Here is a 15,786-nt window from a genome sequence, read left to right on the forward strand (position 1 = left end):
GCCGCGGCATCCGCTCGACTAGTATTGATCATACGATCAACAAGAGGTGTCGATGTCAAGAGCCCCCCGCCGATCGTCGGCACGCAAGTCGCCCGCCGAGCGCACCGCCGAGATCGCGGCTGCCGCGCGAGGTCTCGCCCTCGAGCACGGGCTCACCGCCGTGACCCTGCGCGGCGTCGCCGCCCGGGTCGACGTGACGCCGGCGCTCGTCGCGCACTACGAGCCGAGCATGGACGCGCTCGTCGCCGCCGCCTTCACGTCGATCGTCGCCGACGAGATCGACGAGGTCGAGCGGCTCGTGGCCGGGTTGCCGACGCCGACGGCCCGCCTCGGCGCGCTCCTCGACACGCTCCTCGACGGCACCCGCGACGACGTCACCGTCGTGTGGGTCGAGGCGTGGGCGCTCGGCCGGCGCAACGAGCAGCTCGCGGCATCCGTCCGCTCCCAGATGGACGCCTGGCAGGCGGTCGTGCAGGGCATCGTCGAGGCGGGCATCGCGAGCGGAGAGTTCCGGGCGACGGATGCCGCGGGCATCGCGTGGCAGGTCCTCGGCATGATCGACGGGCTCAACGCGCAGGCGCTCGTGCGCTGGGGCGACGCGGGAGCGCGCGGCTCGCTCCTCGGGCACGCGATCGAGGGGATGCTCGGGCTCGCGCGCGGCGCGCTCGGCGCAGCGGGCTGAGCCGCGGCATCCGACGGGGCCTCCCGATGTCGGACGCTCGGGCTACGGTGAAGAACTGAGGCGACGGGAGGAAGCCGAATGTACCTGGTCGACGGCACCGTCGTCACGAGCGCGAGCGACCTGAAGAAGGCCAGCGACTGCGAGTTCGCGTTCCTGCGCGAGCTCGACGTGAAGCTCGGCCGCGACACGCTCTTCGAGCCCGTCGCCGACCCCATGCTCGAGCGGGCGGGGCGCCTCGGCGACGAGCACGAGCTGCGCGTGCTGGCGGCGTACCGCGAGCGCTTCGGCGCGGGCGTGGTCGAGATCGACCGGCCCGACCTGCGCGACGCCGACCAGGTCGCCGCGGCCGTCGCCGCGACGCTCGAGGCGTTCGAGTCGGGCGCGCCGGTCGTGTTCCAGGCGACGTTCGTCGACGACGGCTTCGTGGGCTTCGCCGACTTCATCGTGCGCCAACCCGACGGCCGCTACCTCGTGCAGGACTCGAAGCTCGCCCGCCGGGCCCGCGTCACGGCGCTGCTGCAGCTCGCCGCCTACGCGACGCAGCTCGACCGGCTCGGCATCCCCCGCGCCGACACCGTCGAACTGCTCCTCGGCGACGGCACCACGAGCTCGCACCGGCTCGACGACATCGAGCCCGTCTACCTGCTGCGCCGTGCCCGGCTCGAGCAGATCGTGGCCGACCGCGTCGCCGACGACGGCCCCGTGGCGTGGGGCGACCCGCGCTACACGCTCGACGGCCGATGCCCCACCTGCGACCTCGAGGTGCAGGCGCACCGCGACCCGTTGCTCGTCGCCGGCCTCCGAACCACGCAGCGAGCGCACCTCTTCGAGGCGGGCATCACCACGATCGACGCGTTCGCCGCGTCGCAGGGGCCGATCGACGGCATCCTCGAGGCCACGCTCGACGGGCTGCGGCTGCAGGCCAAGCTCCAGCTCGCGGCCGAGGCGGCCGAGACGGCCGCCGAAGCGGCCGGCCGGCGCACACCCGACGACCCCCCGCTGCCGCCGCCCGTCGTGGTGCGCGAGCCGGGCGCACTCGCGGCCATCCCCGCACCCGACCCCGGTGACCTCTTCTTCGACTTCGAGGGCGACCCCCTGTACACCGAGGGGCCGGCCACCGACTGGGGCCTCGACTACCTGTTCGGCATGATCGACAACGACGAGCAGTTCACCCCCCTCTGGGCGCACAGCTTCGCCGAGGAGCGCGAGGCGCTCGTGCGGTTCCTCGAGTTGGTGAAGCTGCGCCGTGCGGCGCACCCCGACCTGCACATCTACCACTACGCGAGCTACGAGCGCACGCACCTCACGTCCATCGCCGCACGGCACGGTGTGGGCGAGGCCGATGTCGACCAGTTGCTCGCCGATGGCGTGCTCGTCGATCTCTACCCCATCGTGAAGCGCGCGGTGCGGGTGGGCAGCCGCTCCTACTCCATCAAGAAGCTCGAGCCCCTCTACATGGGCGACGAGTTGCGCGAGGCCGACGTGAAGTCGGGCGGCGACTCGATCCTCGAGTACGTGCGCGCCCGCGAGCTCCTCGCGACCGGCGGCGACGACCCCGCCACGGGCCTGTCGGGCGCGGCCGCCGCACAGCACGTGCTCGACGACCTCGCCGAGTACAACCGCTACGACTGCGTCTCCACGCTGCGGCTGCGCGACTGGCTCCTCGACCTCGCCCGACGCGAGCACGTCGAACCGGTGCCCGCGCTGCTCCTCTCGGAACCGACCGGCAAGCACTACGAGGCGAGCCCGCTCGCGGTGCACCTGCAGCGCCTCGCCGGCCCGGCCGACGACCCCGAGCGCGACGCCGACCACACGGCGCTCGCCCTCGCGGCAGCCGCGATCGACTACCACGACCGCGAGCTGAAGACCTTCTGGTGGGGCCACTTCTTCCGCGTCGAGCAGCCACTCGAGGCCTGGGAGGATCACCGCGACGTCCTCGTCGTCGATCCGGCACGCACCGTGGTGCTGCACGACTGGTACCGCGAGGGCCGGCAACAGCACGATCGCCGCGAGCTCCTGCTGCGCGGGCGCGTCGCCCCGGGCTCCCGGTTCAGCCCGGGGGCCGACCTCTACGTGCTGTACGAGTGGCCGGCTCCGTTCCCCTCGACCTCGCGCCGGCCCGGCTCGCGCGCGTGGACCGGCGCGACCGTCATCGAGGCGACCGCCGACGGTGTCCGCATCGAGGAGCGTTCCGTCGCCGGCGAGACCTGGCGGGGCCTGCCGATGGCCCTGGTGCCCGGCAACCCCCCGCCCGCCGGGCGCCAGCGCGACGCCATCGCCGAATGGGCCGCTCCGATCGCCTCCGGCCACCCCGCCTGGCCGCGCGACCCCGCCGTCGACCTCCTTCGCCGCATCCCGCCGCGCACGCGGTCGGGAGCGCTCGCCCCGCTTCCCGACCACGAGTACGTCGGCGCGGTCGTTCGCTCCCTCGGCGACCTCGACGACTCCTACCTCGCGGTGCAGGGGCCTCCCGGCACGGGCAAGACCTTCGTCGCCTCGCGCGTGATCGCGCGCCTCGTCGGCCATCACGGCTGGAAGGTCGGGGTGGTCGCCCAGTCGCACGCCGTGGTCGAGCACCTGCTCGACGCCGTCGTCGAGGCGGGGCTCGATCCCCGCCTCGTCGCGAAGGCGCCGAAAGACCGCGACGACGACGCCGAACGCGGATGGACCGTCATCGAGAAGAACGGGGCATCCGCGTTCATCGCCGCGAACCAGGCGACCGGCTTCGTCTACGGCGGCACCGCCTGGGACTTCGCGAACGCCGACCGCGTCGGCCGACGCGCGCTCGACCTGCTCGTCGTCGACGAGGCCGGCCAGTTCTCGCTCGCCGCGACGATCGCGGCGTCGGTCGCGGCACGACGACTCCTGCTCCTCGGCGACCCGCAGCAGCTTCCGCAGGTGAGCCAGGGCACGCACCCCGAGCCGGTCGACACGTCGGCGCTCGGCTGGATCGCCGACGGGCACGACGTGCTGCCCGCGGAGTACGGGTACTTCCTCGCCGAGAGCCGGCGGATGCATCCGGCCCTCGCCGCCCCCGTCTCCCACCTCTCCTACGAGGGCGAGCTCAAGTCGCACGAGTGCGCCGCGTTGCGCGGCATCGACGGGATCGCGCCCGGCCTCACGCCCGTCGCCGTCGAGCACGACGGCAACACCACTGAGTCGGCCGAGGAGGCCGACGAGGTCGTGCGCATCGTCGGCGACCTGCTCGGCCGCGCGTACACCGGCACCCGTGACGCGGCCGACGGTCCCGAGCGGGCCGACCCGCGTCCCCTGCAGCAGACCGACCTCATCGTGGTGACGCCCTACAACGCGCAGCTCGCCCTCGTGCGCGATCGGCTCGACCGTGCCGGATACACCGAGGTGCCCGTCGGCACGGTCGACAAGTTCCAGGGCCAGGAGGCGGCGGTCGCCATCGTCTCCCTCGCCGCATCGTCGGCCACGGTCGCGCCGCGCGGAGTCGAGTTCCTGCTGCTGAAGAACCGGCTCAACGTCGCCATCTCCCGTGCGAAGGTCGCCGCCTACCTCGTGTATTCGCCGAGGCTGCTCGACGCACTCCCCCGCACGCCGCAGGGCGTGGCGCAGCTCAGCGCGTTCGCCCGGCTCGTGGGCGTCGAGCTCCCGCGGGTCGGCCGAGAATCTGCGTCAACGCACGCCGTGGAGTCGTCGGCCGTCGTTACGCCGTGAGCTTGGCGACGGCCGCAGCGATGCGCCGCTGACGAGTCTCCTCGGTCTTGGCGCCCTCGATGGCCGTCACGTGCGCCTTCCGGTGACTCGGCGCGAGCCGATCCCAAGCTTCCCGGGCGCCGGGCGTCGCGTCCAGCGCGGCCGCGAGATCGCCGGGCACCTCGACGGTGCGTGGCGCCGTGTCGACCTCGAGGTCGACCACGATGTGGTCGCCGCCGCTGATGCCCGTGGCCGCACGCCTGTCGGAACTGAACGGGATCAGATAGCGCCCGCCCATCACGGCGACCGTGCTCCGGTACTCGTAGCCGTTGACCGTGACGATCACCGGCGGCTTCCGGCCGGCGCCGAGACCCTCGATCACCTCGGGAGGCACCTCGATGCCCGTGTTGTTGCCGGACAGGAACATCGTCGTCTCGAACCGCATGCGCCCGAGTCTGCCACTGCCGCACGAAGCTGGGAATACCGCCCAGCCTCGATGCGTAGGTTACGGATGTGACTTCCCCCACGACTGACGCGAACCCTGCCCGCATCACGATGTACGGCGCCGCCTGGTGCGGCGACTGCCGCCGATCGAAGGCGCTGCTCGACCGACGCGGCGTCGACTACGACTACATCGACCTCGAGCGGGTCGTCGACGGCGCCGCACGCGCCCAGGCGATCTCGGGACGCACGAACATCCCCGTCATCGTGTTCCCCGACGGCTCGCACCTCACCGAACCGACGGATGCCGCGCTCGGCGCGAAGCTCGACGAGGCCGTCGCCGCGTAGTCTCCGCCCTCCGGCCCAGCGGCCGCGTGGCCCGCGCGCTTCGGGACCCGAACCCGCCCGCGGGCGAGTGGCGCGCCCTCAGCCCGCGAGGGCCGGCATGACCTCGGACGCGAAGAGTTCGAGCCCCGAGCGGTCGTATGCCGCCTCGGGGAAGTAGTGGATCGCGTAGCCGAGCCCGAGCTCCCGGCGCTCGGCGAGCTTCGCCGCCACCTGCGACGGCGTGCCGACGGCGCCGAGCGGTCCGCGCAGCTCGGCCAGGTAGCCGGCCGTCTTCTCGGGGCCGAGATACGGCGCGAGGCGCGCCTCGATCGCGTCGAGACGGCGCGCGACATCCGCGTCATCGGTGCCGATCACGGTGTTGAAGTTCGACGAGCGCGTGATCGCGTCGAAGTCGGTGCCGAGACGCTCGCAGTGGCCGCGCAGCACCTCGCTCTTGTGCGCGAACACCTCGAGGGTGCCGGTGAAGTTCGTGTACGACGCGTACTTCGCGGCGATCCGCAACGTCACCTTCTCGCCGCCGCCGGCGACCCACATCGGGATTCCGTCCCGCTGCAACGGCAGCGGCCGCACGATCGCGCCGTCGACCTGGTAGTGCTTCCCGTCGAGCGTGGCCGAACCGGTGGTCCAGGCCTGGCGCATGATCTCGACGCCCTCGCGCAGCATCGCGAGCCGGTCGGGCACGGGCGGGAACCCGTACCCGTAGGCCCGCCACTCGTGCTCGTACCACCCGCCGCCGATGCCCATCTCGACCCGCCCGCCCGACACGACGTCGACGGTCGCTGCGACCTTCGCGAGGTACGCCGGGTTGCGGTAGCCCATGCACGTGCACATCTGCCCGAGGCGCACACGCGAGGTCGACGCGGCGAAGGCCGACATGAGGGTCCACGCCTCGTGCGTCGCCTCGGTCTCGCTGGGCACGGGCGTGGTGTGGAAGTGATCGTAGACCCAGACGGATTCCCAGCCGGAGTCGGCGGCGTCGGCGTACTCCGCGAGCCCGCGCATGACCTCCCAGTGCTCGGCCGGCTCGATGCCGACGAGATCGTGACGCCAACCCTGGGGAACGAACATTCCGAATCGCATGGCGTCAAGCCTAGGCCCGAGGCACCAGCTCGAGAAAGCGCTTCCCACCCGCTGTGGAAACTCGCCGATCGGCGAGGAATTCAGCGCCTGCACTGAGGACGCGTGAGCGGCGCCTCCCTAGCGTCGGTTGAATGACGACCCCCATGCACTGCGATTTCTCGCCCTACGATTTCACCGCCATCGCCATCCGGACATCGGACGGCCGGCTCGTGCAGGTCACCGGCTCCGGCCTGTGCCCGACCGCCGGATGGGAGCTCCGACTGGCCGCCGGGGGTCCCGGATTCCGCTCCCAACCCGGTCGCCTGCGGCTCGAGCTGCGCGAGCTGCCGCCGCGCCGCGCACTTCGCGTGCCCACCGAGACGACCGTGGACGTGACCATCGAGGACACGCGTGCCGAGGAGGTCGAGATCCGGTTCGGCTGGCGCGAGGGTTTCGTCATCCCGGTGCGCGAGGCGGCGCTCCGTCACGGGCCGCGAGGCGCCATGCGCCGACGAGCGGATGCCGCAGCCGATCGCGTCGCGGCATCCGCCGTCTGATCAGGCCCGACCACGTCGCAGGCGCTCAGGCGATAGGCGCCCCGGGGTCACGCGAGCGCGAAGCGCAGCTCGGCCATCGCCGGTCCCGACCAGACCGACGCGTCGAGGTCGTCGCCGCGGACGGTGACGACCTTGCCCCCCTTCGCGATGACGAGGAGGGCCAACTGCGGCAGCAGGTCGCCCGCGAGCGTGCCGTCGGCCAGGTGCTCGCCGCTGCCGTTGCCGGTGGCGAACTCGATGGCTCCGGATTCGCGGTCGAGCATGCCGTTCACGCTGGTCGTGAAGTCGAACCACAGCGTCTCGACCGCACCGTCGGCCGCCTCGCGCGCGATGGCGGCGAGGTCGCGTTCGACACGGCCGGCAGCACCGTTCACGAGCCCCCTGAGGTCGCGCTCGGCCTCCGAGATGTTGAGCTTGGCCAGATGCTGGCGCACGGCGTCGTCGATCCCGGATGCGCCGAGCCGGTCGGGTGCACCGGAGACGCCGACGACGCGCCGCGAGTTCTTCGACCGCTCCAGGAAGAGGCTGAGCAGCGGCTCGGCGGCGAACGCGAAGAGCGGCACGCGCTCCTCGGGGTCGCGCTGCAGCAGTTCACGACGCACGACGTCGCCCACGCGCTTCGCGTAGAGGTCGAGCAGGGTCTTGCGCCCCTCGCCGCCCATGAGGCGGCTCGCGCCACCCTGACTCGCCACGCCGCCGATGCCGCGGTTGTACCCGCGCGGCCGCTCCTCTCCCGGCTCGCGATTCGTGGCCTCGTCGAGGTTCGCGGTGCCCGACTGGTCGACGTCGAGCTGCGCGGCGCGGTCGGTGGCGGTCGCGTGCCAGAGCGCCCACTCGTTGGCGGACAGCGTGATCGCGTACGCCTCCTGGTCCTGGCTCGGCGCCCGCAGGAGCTGACCGAGCGTGAAGTGCGAGCCGACGTGCACCGCGTCATCCAGCCGGTTCGGCAGGACGAACACCTCGTTGAAGCCCGGGGCGACGAAGATCGCCAGGGAACGGGAGAGCCTGCCCCACAGCCGCTGCTCGGTGAGGATGCCGTCGCGGGCGCTTCGCAGTTCCTCGACGACGGGCCCCGGGGCATCCGTCGACCTCACCTGCTCGATCGCGTCGTCGAACGCGCTCTTCACGGCGACCTCGGCGCGTTCCCGCTCGCTCACCACGGGTGAGGTCGAGGCGTAGATCGTGATGGCCGGCTGGTGCGGACCCGCCAGCGCCGCGAAGTCGGCGGTCGTGGGCAGTTCGTAGTGGAGCGTCATTCAGTCCTCCCCCAGGCTCAGGCGACAGCGGTGTCGCTCGCCCCCAGCCTATGAAGGCCGGAGCGCGAGCGACACCCCCAGTCAGCGAGCCACGGGATGGTTCGACCGGATGACGCCCGTCGGGTCGTGCCGGCGCTTGACCTCGAGCAGGCGTTCGAGGCGATCGCCGAAGAGCTTCGCGGCCGGCCGGGTCTGCTCGGCGAAGTTCAGGTAGTCGAGCTCCGCCCGCCACGGCTCGACCCGCGACAGCAGCCGGCCGAGCGAGACCACGAGGTCGTCGCCGGTGCCGGGCATCGGGATGCCGACGCCGAACACGACGTACTCCGCGTCGAAGCCGGCGACGACGCCCGGTTCGGGCGTGCCGCGTCCGATCGCCGACATGCGTGCGACCTCGGGGCGGAGTCCGCCGCCGGCGTGTCGGATCTCGGCCGAGAGCAGCGTGCAGCCGGAATCCGGCCCGACGGCGTCGACGAAGGCGCGCACCGCCGCGGGCGGCAGTGCCGCGAGCAGCATGCCGTCGCCGTACCCGGGAGTCGGGGCGGGCGGGTCCATGTGCAGCTGCAGCAGCTCGGCGGTGGACTGCGGATGCACCGAGTCCATCTCGGGGCCGAGCACGCGCAGCGGCGCGAGCAGTTCGTCGGCACGCTCGGGCGTCTCCTGGATCGCCGCTTCGACGACCACGAACGACTTGCCGGCGAGGAACGGCGGGAGCTCGGGCATCGGCGGGAAGCGCAGCACGCGGCCGACGGACGTCACGGTGTCGGGCAGCGTCGCGGTCCACGCGGCCCACGCCTGCAGCACCTCCTCGGCCCGCTCGAGCGGGAAGAAGAGCGTGCCCGCCACGATCTCGGCGATGGGGTGGAGGCGGAACTCGAGCGCGGTGACGACACCGAAGTCGCCGCCGCCGCCGCGCACCGCCCAGAACAGGTCGGCGTCGTGGTCGGCGTCGACGCGACGGCGGACGCCGTCGGCCGTGACGAGTTCGACGGCGAGCACCTGGTTGGCGGCGAGGCCGTGCGAGCGGGCGAGCCAGCTCATGCCGCCGCCGAGCGTGTAGCCGACGACGCCGACGTCGTGCGACGAGCCGGCGAGCGCGGCGAGTCCGTGCGGTGCGACCGCGGCGACGACGTCGCCCCACTGCGCGCCCGGCTCGACGCGGGCGATCCGCTGTTCGGGGTCGACCTCCACGCCACGCAGTTCCGAGGTGCGCAGGAGCAGCGCATCGGCCAGTCCGTCGCCCGCGGCGAGCGGGCCGGCGTTGTGGCCGGTCGCCTGCGGGGCGACGGCGAGGCCCAGGCGCCTCGCGGCCCGGACGGTCTGCTCGATGTCCTCGACGCCTGCGGCGACGACGACGGCCACGGGCTGCTGGTCGACGGCGAGGTTCCACGCGGTGCGGGCCTCGTCCCAGCCGGGCTCGCCCGGAACGTGGACGCGACCGGCGATCCGGTCGTCGAGGAGGGCGAGCGCCTCGCGCAGCGAGCGGGCGTCGGCCTCGTCGTGGACGGCACGGACCTCGGCGAGGTCGGTGACGGGCGCGAGGCTGCGAGCGGACGGATGGGCGGCGCGGGCGGCGTCACGCGCCGCGGCGGCACCGGACACTGGGGTGTTCACGGGTGATTCCTTTCGGGTGTCGCGTCGTGGGTCCGGTCACTCGTATCCGTGGTGGACGGCCGCGGGGGATCCCGGCGGGACACGGACGCGATCTCCATCCAACGGCCGCGCGGACCCGCGGGCGACAGGGTCGGCCCTCCGATTACCTCAGGGTTACCCCGCGGCCTCGTGCCGGGTCCCGGAATACCGTCGCCGCCGCGTCGGTTGCCGTTGGAGATGGCCTCCTCGCTCAGACTCTCCGTGCTCGACCTCGTCCCCGTTCGCACCGGCCAGCCCAGCACGGGCGCCGTCGCGGCATCCGTTCGCCTCGCACAGTCGGCCGACCGGCTCGGGTACACCCGCTACTGGTTCGCCGAGCACCACAACATGCCCGCCGTCGCGTCGACGACCCCGCCGGTGCTGGTCGCCGCGACCGTCTCGCGCACCGAGCGCATCCGGGTCGGCTCGGGCGGCGTCATGCTGCCGAACCATGCGCCCCTCGTGGTCGCCGAGCAGTTCGCGGCGCTCGAGGCGCTCGCGCCGGGACGCATCGACCTCGGCATCGGCCGCGCGCCGGGCAGCGACCCCGTGATCACGCAACTGCTGCGCGTGTCGGGTCCCACCGCCGACGTCGACCGGTTCCCCGACCATGTCGCCGACATCCTGAGCCTGCTCTCGCCCGACGGCGCATCGCTGCGCCTCACGAGCGGACGCGAGTACCCGATCACGGCGACGCCGGCGGCGACGGATGTCCCGACGCTCTGGCTGCTCGGCTCGAGCGACTACTCGGCGAAGCTCGCCGCCGAACTCGGCCTGCCGTACGTCTTCGCGAACCACTTCTCGGGCGAGGGCCTCGAGCGGGCGCTCGAGCTCTACCGCACCGGGTACCGGCCGAGCGAGCGGCATCCGTCGCCCGAGACGTTCCTGACGGTGAACGCGTCGGTCGCGCCCACCGTCGAGGAGGCCCGCGCCCGCGCCCTGCCCCAGCTGCGGTCGATGGCGCGCCTGCGCACCAACACGCCGATGCGCCCGCTCGAGACCGTCGAGGAGGCACAGTCCGCGCCCGCCGACTCGATCGCCGACGAACTCATCGCCGGCATGGAGCGGCGATGGATCATCGCCGACGCCGCCGGTGCCGCGAGCGAGCTGCGCGCCCTCGCCGAGCGCCACGGCATCGACGAGGTCATGGTGTCGCCGATCGCAGGCTCCTTCGAGACGGAGCCGACGGATGCCTCGCCCGGCCGCGAGCAGACGATCGCGCTGCTCGCCGGGGAGCTGCTCGAGGAGTGAGGACACGGCGATGCCCCGGGCATTCAGCCCGGGGCATCCGTCGATCTCTGCGGTCTCCCGCCGTGCGGCTCGCCGATCAGGCGGCGAGGCCGAGCCGGCGCAGGTCCTCGGTCGAGGCGCGGTACTCGTCGCCGTCGGCGACCGTGGTCTCGCGCGGAACGCGAGCGCCGTTCTGCACGCGCGCGTCGGTGCCGATGGTCGCGTAGGGGCCGATGACGGCACTGCGGCCGACCACGGCCTGACGGCCGACGTGCGCGTTCACGCCGATGACGGCGCGCTCCGCGACGATCGCGTCGCGGTCGACCCACGCGCGCGGACCGATCTGGGCCCCGCGCTGCACCTCGGCACCGGGGTCGACGTAGGCCGTCGGGTCGACGAAGGCGGTCGGGTCGACCTTGGCGGTCGTGGCGACGAGGCCTCGACCGTTCACGTGCTTGCGGTAGCGACGCAGGACTCCGGCTTCGTCTTCGAACTCGACGTAACTGATGCCCACGTTCTCCTCCTTCCGACGTGGTGAATCCACGTCCGAACACTGGTACAACATCCGGCGGGACCGGGACATTCCCGGGATGCACCGACGTCGAGAGACTCCGACCGGATGCCTCGTTCGGCGCCAGCCCTGAACGGGGGTCGTGCCAGCACCGAAAGCCCCCGGATACCCTTTTCGACAGAACCTCACGTCGGATACGTTCACTCGTCGTGCGCGGCTTCGGCCCGCACTGCCGACGCGGCATCCCGCGTGGGCCAGGAGCCACGAAAGAGCCGCCCCCATGTCCGACTACCTCCTCTGCGCAACGCCGATCCAGGGCCACGTCGCGCCCTTGGTCGCGATCTCCGAACACCTCGTCTCCCGCGGCCACCGCGTGAGCGTGCTCACCGGTTCGCGCTTCCGCGACGCGGTGACGGCGACCGGCGCGCAGCATCGCACCCTCGGCGGCATCGCCGACTTCGACGACCGCGTCATGCAGGACCACCTGCCCGAGCGCGACCGGCACCGCGGCATCGCGAAGCTCCGCTACGACATCGAGACGATCTTCATCCGCACCGTGCCCGACCAGGCACGCGCGGTCGAGGCCGCCGTGGCCGAACTCGCACCCGACGCGATCCTCGTCGACGCGGCGTTCGCGGGCATCCTCCCGACGCTCCTCGAGGATCCCGCCGGTCGGCCGCCGGTGCTCGCCGCCGGGGTCATCCCGCTCAGCCAGTCGAGCACGGATGCCGCACCGTACGGGCTCGGGCTCGCACCCAGCGCGTCGGCGATGGGCCGCGTGCGCAACCGCGCACTCAACGCCCTCGTGCAGCAGGTGCTGTTCCGCAAGACCCAGCAGCTCGCGAACCGCACGATGGCCGAACTCGGCAGACCCGGGCTCCCGAGCTTCGTGCTCGATCTCTCACGCCTCTTCGATCGGTTCCTGCAGCTCTCGCCGGCCGAGTTCGAATACCCGCGCCGCGACCTCTCGCCGAACCTGCGCTTCGTCGGCACGGTGCTGCCTCCGGCGCCGGTCACCGGAGTGCTTCCCGAGTGGTGGGCGGACCTCGACGGCGACCGTCCGGTCGTGCACGTCACCCAGGGCACGATCGACAACAAGGACTTCGGGCGCGTGGTGCGGCCGACCCTCGACGCGCTCGCCGACCGCGAGGTGCTCGTCGTGGTCGCCACAGGCGGCCGACCGGTCGAGGAGCTCGGCGACCTGCCGCCGAATGCGCGCGCTGCGGAGTTCCTCCCGTACGACCTGCTGCTGCCGAAGACCGACGTGTTCGTCACCAACGCGGGCTACGGCGGCACGCAGTACGCGCTGAGCCACGGCGTTCCGATCGTCGCGGCCGGCGACACCGAGGACAAGCCCGAGGTGTCCATGCGCGCCGCCTGGGCGGGCGTCGGCGTGAACCTCAGGACGGGCACCCCGACCGCGGCCGCCGTGCGACGCGCCGTCGACACCGTGCTCGCCGACCACGGCTACCGCCGCCGAGCGCAGGTGCTCGCGGCGCAGATCCGCCACTACGACACGTTCGGCGACATCGAAGCGGAGCTGGAGGCCGCAGCGGCGACCACCGCCGCGGCGAGCGCCGCCGCGAGCGCCGCCGCAACGCGCGGCGCAGCCGGGCTGCAGGTGGGGTGAACGGGGCGGCGCTCCGCGGTGGCATCCCGCCGCTGCCGGTCGGCGGTGCCGGTTAGGCTGGCCTCAGCCGGCTTCACCGGCCTCGCTCCGCCGCCGGCCTCCTGGCCGGCCCGATCCGGGATCCGCCCATGCCAGCCGCCCCGCTGCTCGAGCTCGATGCCGTGCGCATCCGCCACTCCGGCGCGACGCGACCGACGCCCGACGGCGTGTCGCTCGACGTCCGCGCCGGCGAGGTCGTGCTGCTGCTCGGCCCGTCGGGCTGCGGCAAGTCCACGCTGACGCTCGCGCTCGACGGGCTCGTGCCGCACGCGGTCGCCGCCGAACTGGCGGGCACGGTGCGCGTCGCCGGGCTCGACACTCGCGAGCATCCGGTCGCAGAACTCAGCGAGCACGTGGCGATGGTGTTCCAGGATCCCGACGCGCAGGTCGTCACCGGATCCGTCCTCGACGAGGTCGCCTTCGGTCCCGAGAACCTGCTCCTGCCCGCCGAGACGGTGCTCGAACGCGCCGAACGGGCACTGAAGCTCGTCGGCCTCTGGGATCGGCGCGACGACAATCCCGACGTGCTCTCGGGCGGTGGGCGCCAGCGGCTCGCGATCGCGTGCGCGCTTGCCCTCGCCTCCCCCGTGCTCGTGCTCGACGAGCCGACCGCGAACCTCGATCCGGCGGGCATCGACGAGGTGTACGCCGTGCTGCGCGAACTCGCGAACGAGCGCGACCACGCCATCGTGCTCGTCGAGCACAACCTCGACTCGGCCGTCGACATCGTCGACCGCGTGGTCGTGCTCGACGCCGCGGGCCGCGTGGTGGCCGACGGCCCGGTGGCGGAGGTGCTGCGCGGTCGCGCCGAGGAGCTCGCCTCGCTCGGCGTCTGGCTTCCGGTCTCGACGCTCGCGGGCATGCGGCTGCGCGAGGCGGGCGTGCCGATGGCCACCCTGCCGCTCACCCCGTCGGAACTCGCCGCCGCGCTCGAGGCGGTCGACTCGCTGCCCGCGCCGGTCCCCGAGGTCGCCGAGCGCGTCGAAGGGGCACTCGCCTCGGCGCGCTCGGCGAGCGAGCCCGCGTCCGCCGCTCACCCGCCCGCGATCACCGTGCGCGGCTGCTCGGTGCGGCGCGGCGGACGCCGCGGACCGGTGGTCGTCGACGAGGTCGACCTCGACGTGGCCTCCGGCGACTTCCTCGCCATCGTCGGCACCAACGGTGCCGGCAAGACGACGCTCGTGCAGGCCATCGCCGGCGTGATCCCGGCTCCGCGCGGCACGGTGGACGTGCTCGGCATGGACCCCTCGAGCGCGACCGCCCGTGAGCGTGCGCGCCGCATCGGCTTCGTCTTCCAGAACCCCGAGCACCAGTTCGTCGCGCACACCGTCGCCGACGAGCTCGACCTCGGGTTCCGGCTGCAGGGCGTGCCCGACGACGAGCGCGCCGCGGAGATCGAGCGGGTGCTGCACCGCTTCGGCCTCGGCGAACTTCGCGACCAGCACCCGTTCCTGCTCTCGGGCGGGCAGAAGCGGCGGCTCTCGGTGGGCACGGCCCTCGTCGCCGGCGCCCCGGTGCTCGTGCTCGACGAGCCGACCTTCGGCCAGGACCGCGCCCGCGCCTCGGAGCTCCTCGACATCCTCGGGCGGCTGAACGCCGAGGGCACCACGGTGATCATCGTGACCCACGACCTGCAGCTCGTCGCCGACCACGCGAACCGCGTCGCCGTCATGCAGGGCGGACGCATCATCGGCGTCGGTCCCACCGGCGAGGTGCTCGCGGGCCCGCTCATCGAGGCGGCGGGGCTTCGCCATCCGCCGCTCGCGCGCGCGACCCGCAGCCTCGTGCGTCACCCCGAATGGCAGCAGGTGACGCGGATGTCGCAGCTGCCGCGGCCCGGCCGGGCCGCCGCATGAGGGATGTCGCGTGAGGAGCCTCCGGTGAGCACGGCCGCGTCGACCGTGGCGGCGTCGCGCAATCCCTACGCGGAGCAGGCGCCCGTGCACCCCGCGCGGTTCCTGCATCGGCTCAATCCGCTCGGGAAGCTCGCCGCACCGCTGCCCGCGATGATCCTCATCGTCTTCACGCGCGACCTCGCCACGCCGCTCGCGTTCGCCGTGCTCGCGCTCGTGCTGCTCTTCGTGGGCGCACGGCTTCCGGCGCCGACCGTCGCGGCGCTCGTCGTCGGCACGCCCGTGGGCGTGGCGATCCTCGGCGTGACCTTCGGCGTCTGGGTCGACGCATCGCGTCTCGACGGCGCGTCGGCTGCGGCATCCGTCGTGCTCATCGAGGTCGGCGACTGGCGCTTCACGCTCGCCGCCTACCTCGTCGGCCTGACGACGGCGCTGCGGGTGGCGGCGATCGTGCTGCTCTCGCTCATCGCCGGGCTCACGACGACCGGACCCGAGCTCGTGCGCGCGCTCGTGCAGAACCTGCGCGTGCCGTATCGGCTCGGATACACGGCGCTCGCCGCCCTCCGATTCGTGCCGCGGTTCCGACACGAGCTCGACGTGATCCGCGCCGCGCACCGGGTGCGCGGCATCGACACCGGACGAGGGCCGGTGGCCGCGGTGCGCCGCTCGATCTCGTACGCCGTCCCGCTCCTCGCGAGCGCGATCCGGCACGCCGAGCGCGTCGCGCTCGCCATGGAGGCACGCGCGTTCGGCGCCCACGACACGCGCACCGAACGCATCGCGAGCCGGTGGCGCCCGCGCGACTCGGCGTTCGTGGCGCTGTTCTGGCTCGTCACGGCGGCCATCGTGTGGTGGGGCCTGCTCGTCGTCTGACCCGCCGGGCCGTGC

At 73.0% G+C, this 15,786-nt stretch carries 13 protein-coding genes; 8 read left to right on the top strand and 5 right to left on the bottom strand.

Going from position 1 to position 15,786, the window contains the following annotated elements; genetic code table 11:
• Nucleotides 1-52: 52 nt before the first annotated feature.
• Both EZM51_RS05995 and EZM51_RS06000 read left to right on the top strand, forming a co-directional pair.
• A complete protein-coding gene (locus EZM51_RS05995; protein WP_136707352.1) occupies nucleotides 53-682 on the top strand; it encodes a TetR family transcriptional regulator C-terminal domain-containing protein in 630 nt (209 codons plus the stop codon).
• A 78-nt stretch (nucleotides 683-760) separates the two neighbouring features.
• Nucleotides 761-4,366 (top strand): bifunctional RecB family nuclease/DEAD/DEAH box helicase, encoded by a 3,606-nt coding sequence (locus tag EZM51_RS06000; protein ID WP_136707353.1) that lies wholly within the window; start codon nucleotides 761-763, stop codon nucleotides 4,364-4,366.
• Here the strand turns inward: EZM51_RS06000 and EZM51_RS06005 are convergent.
• On the bottom strand, nucleotides 4,356-4,790 hold the full coding sequence (locus tag EZM51_RS06005) for a YdeI/OmpD-associated family protein (protein ID WP_136707354.1): 435 nt from the start codon (nucleotides 4,788-4,790) through the stop codon (nucleotides 4,356-4,358). The two genes, EZM51_RS06000 and EZM51_RS06005, sit on opposite strands and share 11 nt — an antisense overlap.
• Before the next feature lie 68 nt (nucleotides 4,791-4,858).
• On the opposite strand from EZM51_RS06005, the gene EZM51_RS06010 reads away from it, so the two are divergent.
• Nucleotides 4,859-5,134, top strand: a complete 276-nt coding sequence (locus EZM51_RS06010) for a glutaredoxin domain-containing protein (protein WP_136707355.1) — start codon at nucleotides 4,859-4,861, stop codon at nucleotides 5,132-5,134.
• A 78-nt stretch (nucleotides 5,135-5,212) separates the two neighbouring features.
• Here the strand turns inward: EZM51_RS06010 and EZM51_RS06015 are convergent, their stop codons facing one another.
• Complete coding sequence (locus tag EZM51_RS06015) at nucleotides 5,213-6,214, bottom strand: LLM class F420-dependent oxidoreductase (protein WP_136707356.1); 1,002 nt, start codon at nucleotides 6,212-6,214, stop codon at nucleotides 5,213-5,215.
• A 131-nt stretch (nucleotides 6,215-6,345) separates the two neighbouring features.
• Here EZM51_RS06015 and EZM51_RS06020 point away from each other — a divergent pair, with 131 nt between their 5' ends.
• Complete coding sequence (locus tag EZM51_RS06020) at nucleotides 6,346-6,750, top strand: hypothetical protein (protein ID WP_136707357.1); 405 nt, start codon at nucleotides 6,346-6,348, stop codon at nucleotides 6,748-6,750.
• 47 nt (nucleotides 6,751-6,797) lie between these two features.
• Here the strand turns inward: EZM51_RS06020 and EZM51_RS06025 are convergent, their stop codons facing one another.
• Nucleotides 6,798-8,006 (bottom strand): hypothetical protein, encoded by a 1,209-nt coding sequence (locus tag EZM51_RS06025; RefSeq protein ID WP_136707358.1) that lies wholly within the window; start codon nucleotides 8,004-8,006, stop codon nucleotides 6,798-6,800.
• An 81-nt stretch (nucleotides 8,007-8,087) separates the two neighbouring features.
• Nucleotides 8,088-9,617 (bottom strand): FAD-binding oxidoreductase, encoded by a 1,530-nt coding sequence (locus EZM51_RS06030; RefSeq protein WP_248305496.1) that lies wholly within the window; start codon nucleotides 9,615-9,617, stop codon nucleotides 8,088-8,090.
• 216 nt (nucleotides 9,618-9,833) lie between these two features.
• Here EZM51_RS06030 and EZM51_RS06035 point away from each other — a divergent pair, with 216 nt between their 5' ends.
• On the top strand, nucleotides 9,834-10,886 hold the full coding sequence (locus EZM51_RS06035) for an LLM class flavin-dependent oxidoreductase (RefSeq protein WP_136707359.1): 1,053 nt from the start codon (nucleotides 9,834-9,836) through the stop codon (nucleotides 10,884-10,886).
• Nucleotides 10,887-10,962: 76 nt separating this feature from the next.
• On the opposite strand, the gene EZM51_RS20490 is transcribed toward EZM51_RS06035, so the two are convergent.
• On the bottom strand, nucleotides 10,963-11,379 hold the full coding sequence (locus tag EZM51_RS20490; protein ID WP_169053804.1) for a transferase: 417 nt from the start codon (nucleotides 11,377-11,379) through the stop codon (nucleotides 10,963-10,965).
• A 277-nt stretch (nucleotides 11,380-11,656) separates the two neighbouring features.
• Here EZM51_RS20490 and EZM51_RS06045 point away from each other — a divergent pair, with 277 nt between their 5' ends.
• The 3 genes from EZM51_RS06045 to EZM51_RS06055 all read left to right on the top strand — a co-directional run bounded on the left by EZM51_RS06045 (nucleotide 11,657) and on the right by EZM51_RS06055 (nucleotide 15,771).
• Nucleotides 11,657-13,006, top strand: coding sequence for a glycosyltransferase (locus tag EZM51_RS06045; RefSeq protein ID WP_136707361.1), 1,350 nt, complete (start codon nucleotides 11,657-11,659; stop codon nucleotides 13,004-13,006).
• A gap of 128 nt (nucleotides 13,007-13,134) precedes the next feature.
• Nucleotides 13,135-14,901, top strand: a complete 1,767-nt coding sequence (locus tag EZM51_RS06050) for an ABC transporter ATP-binding protein (RefSeq protein ID WP_136707362.1) — start codon at nucleotides 13,135-13,137, stop codon at nucleotides 14,899-14,901.
• 45 nt (nucleotides 14,902-14,946) lie between these two features.
• A complete protein-coding gene (locus EZM51_RS06055) occupies nucleotides 14,947-15,771 on the top strand; it encodes an energy-coupling factor transporter transmembrane component T (RefSeq protein WP_248305525.1) in 825 nt (274 codons plus the stop codon).
• Nucleotides 15,772-15,786: the final 15 nt, after the last annotated feature.

This window comes from Agromyces sp. H66, assembly GCF_004959775.1.
Taxonomy (GTDB): domain Bacteria; phylum Actinomycetota; class Actinomycetes; order Actinomycetales; family Microbacteriaceae; genus Agromyces.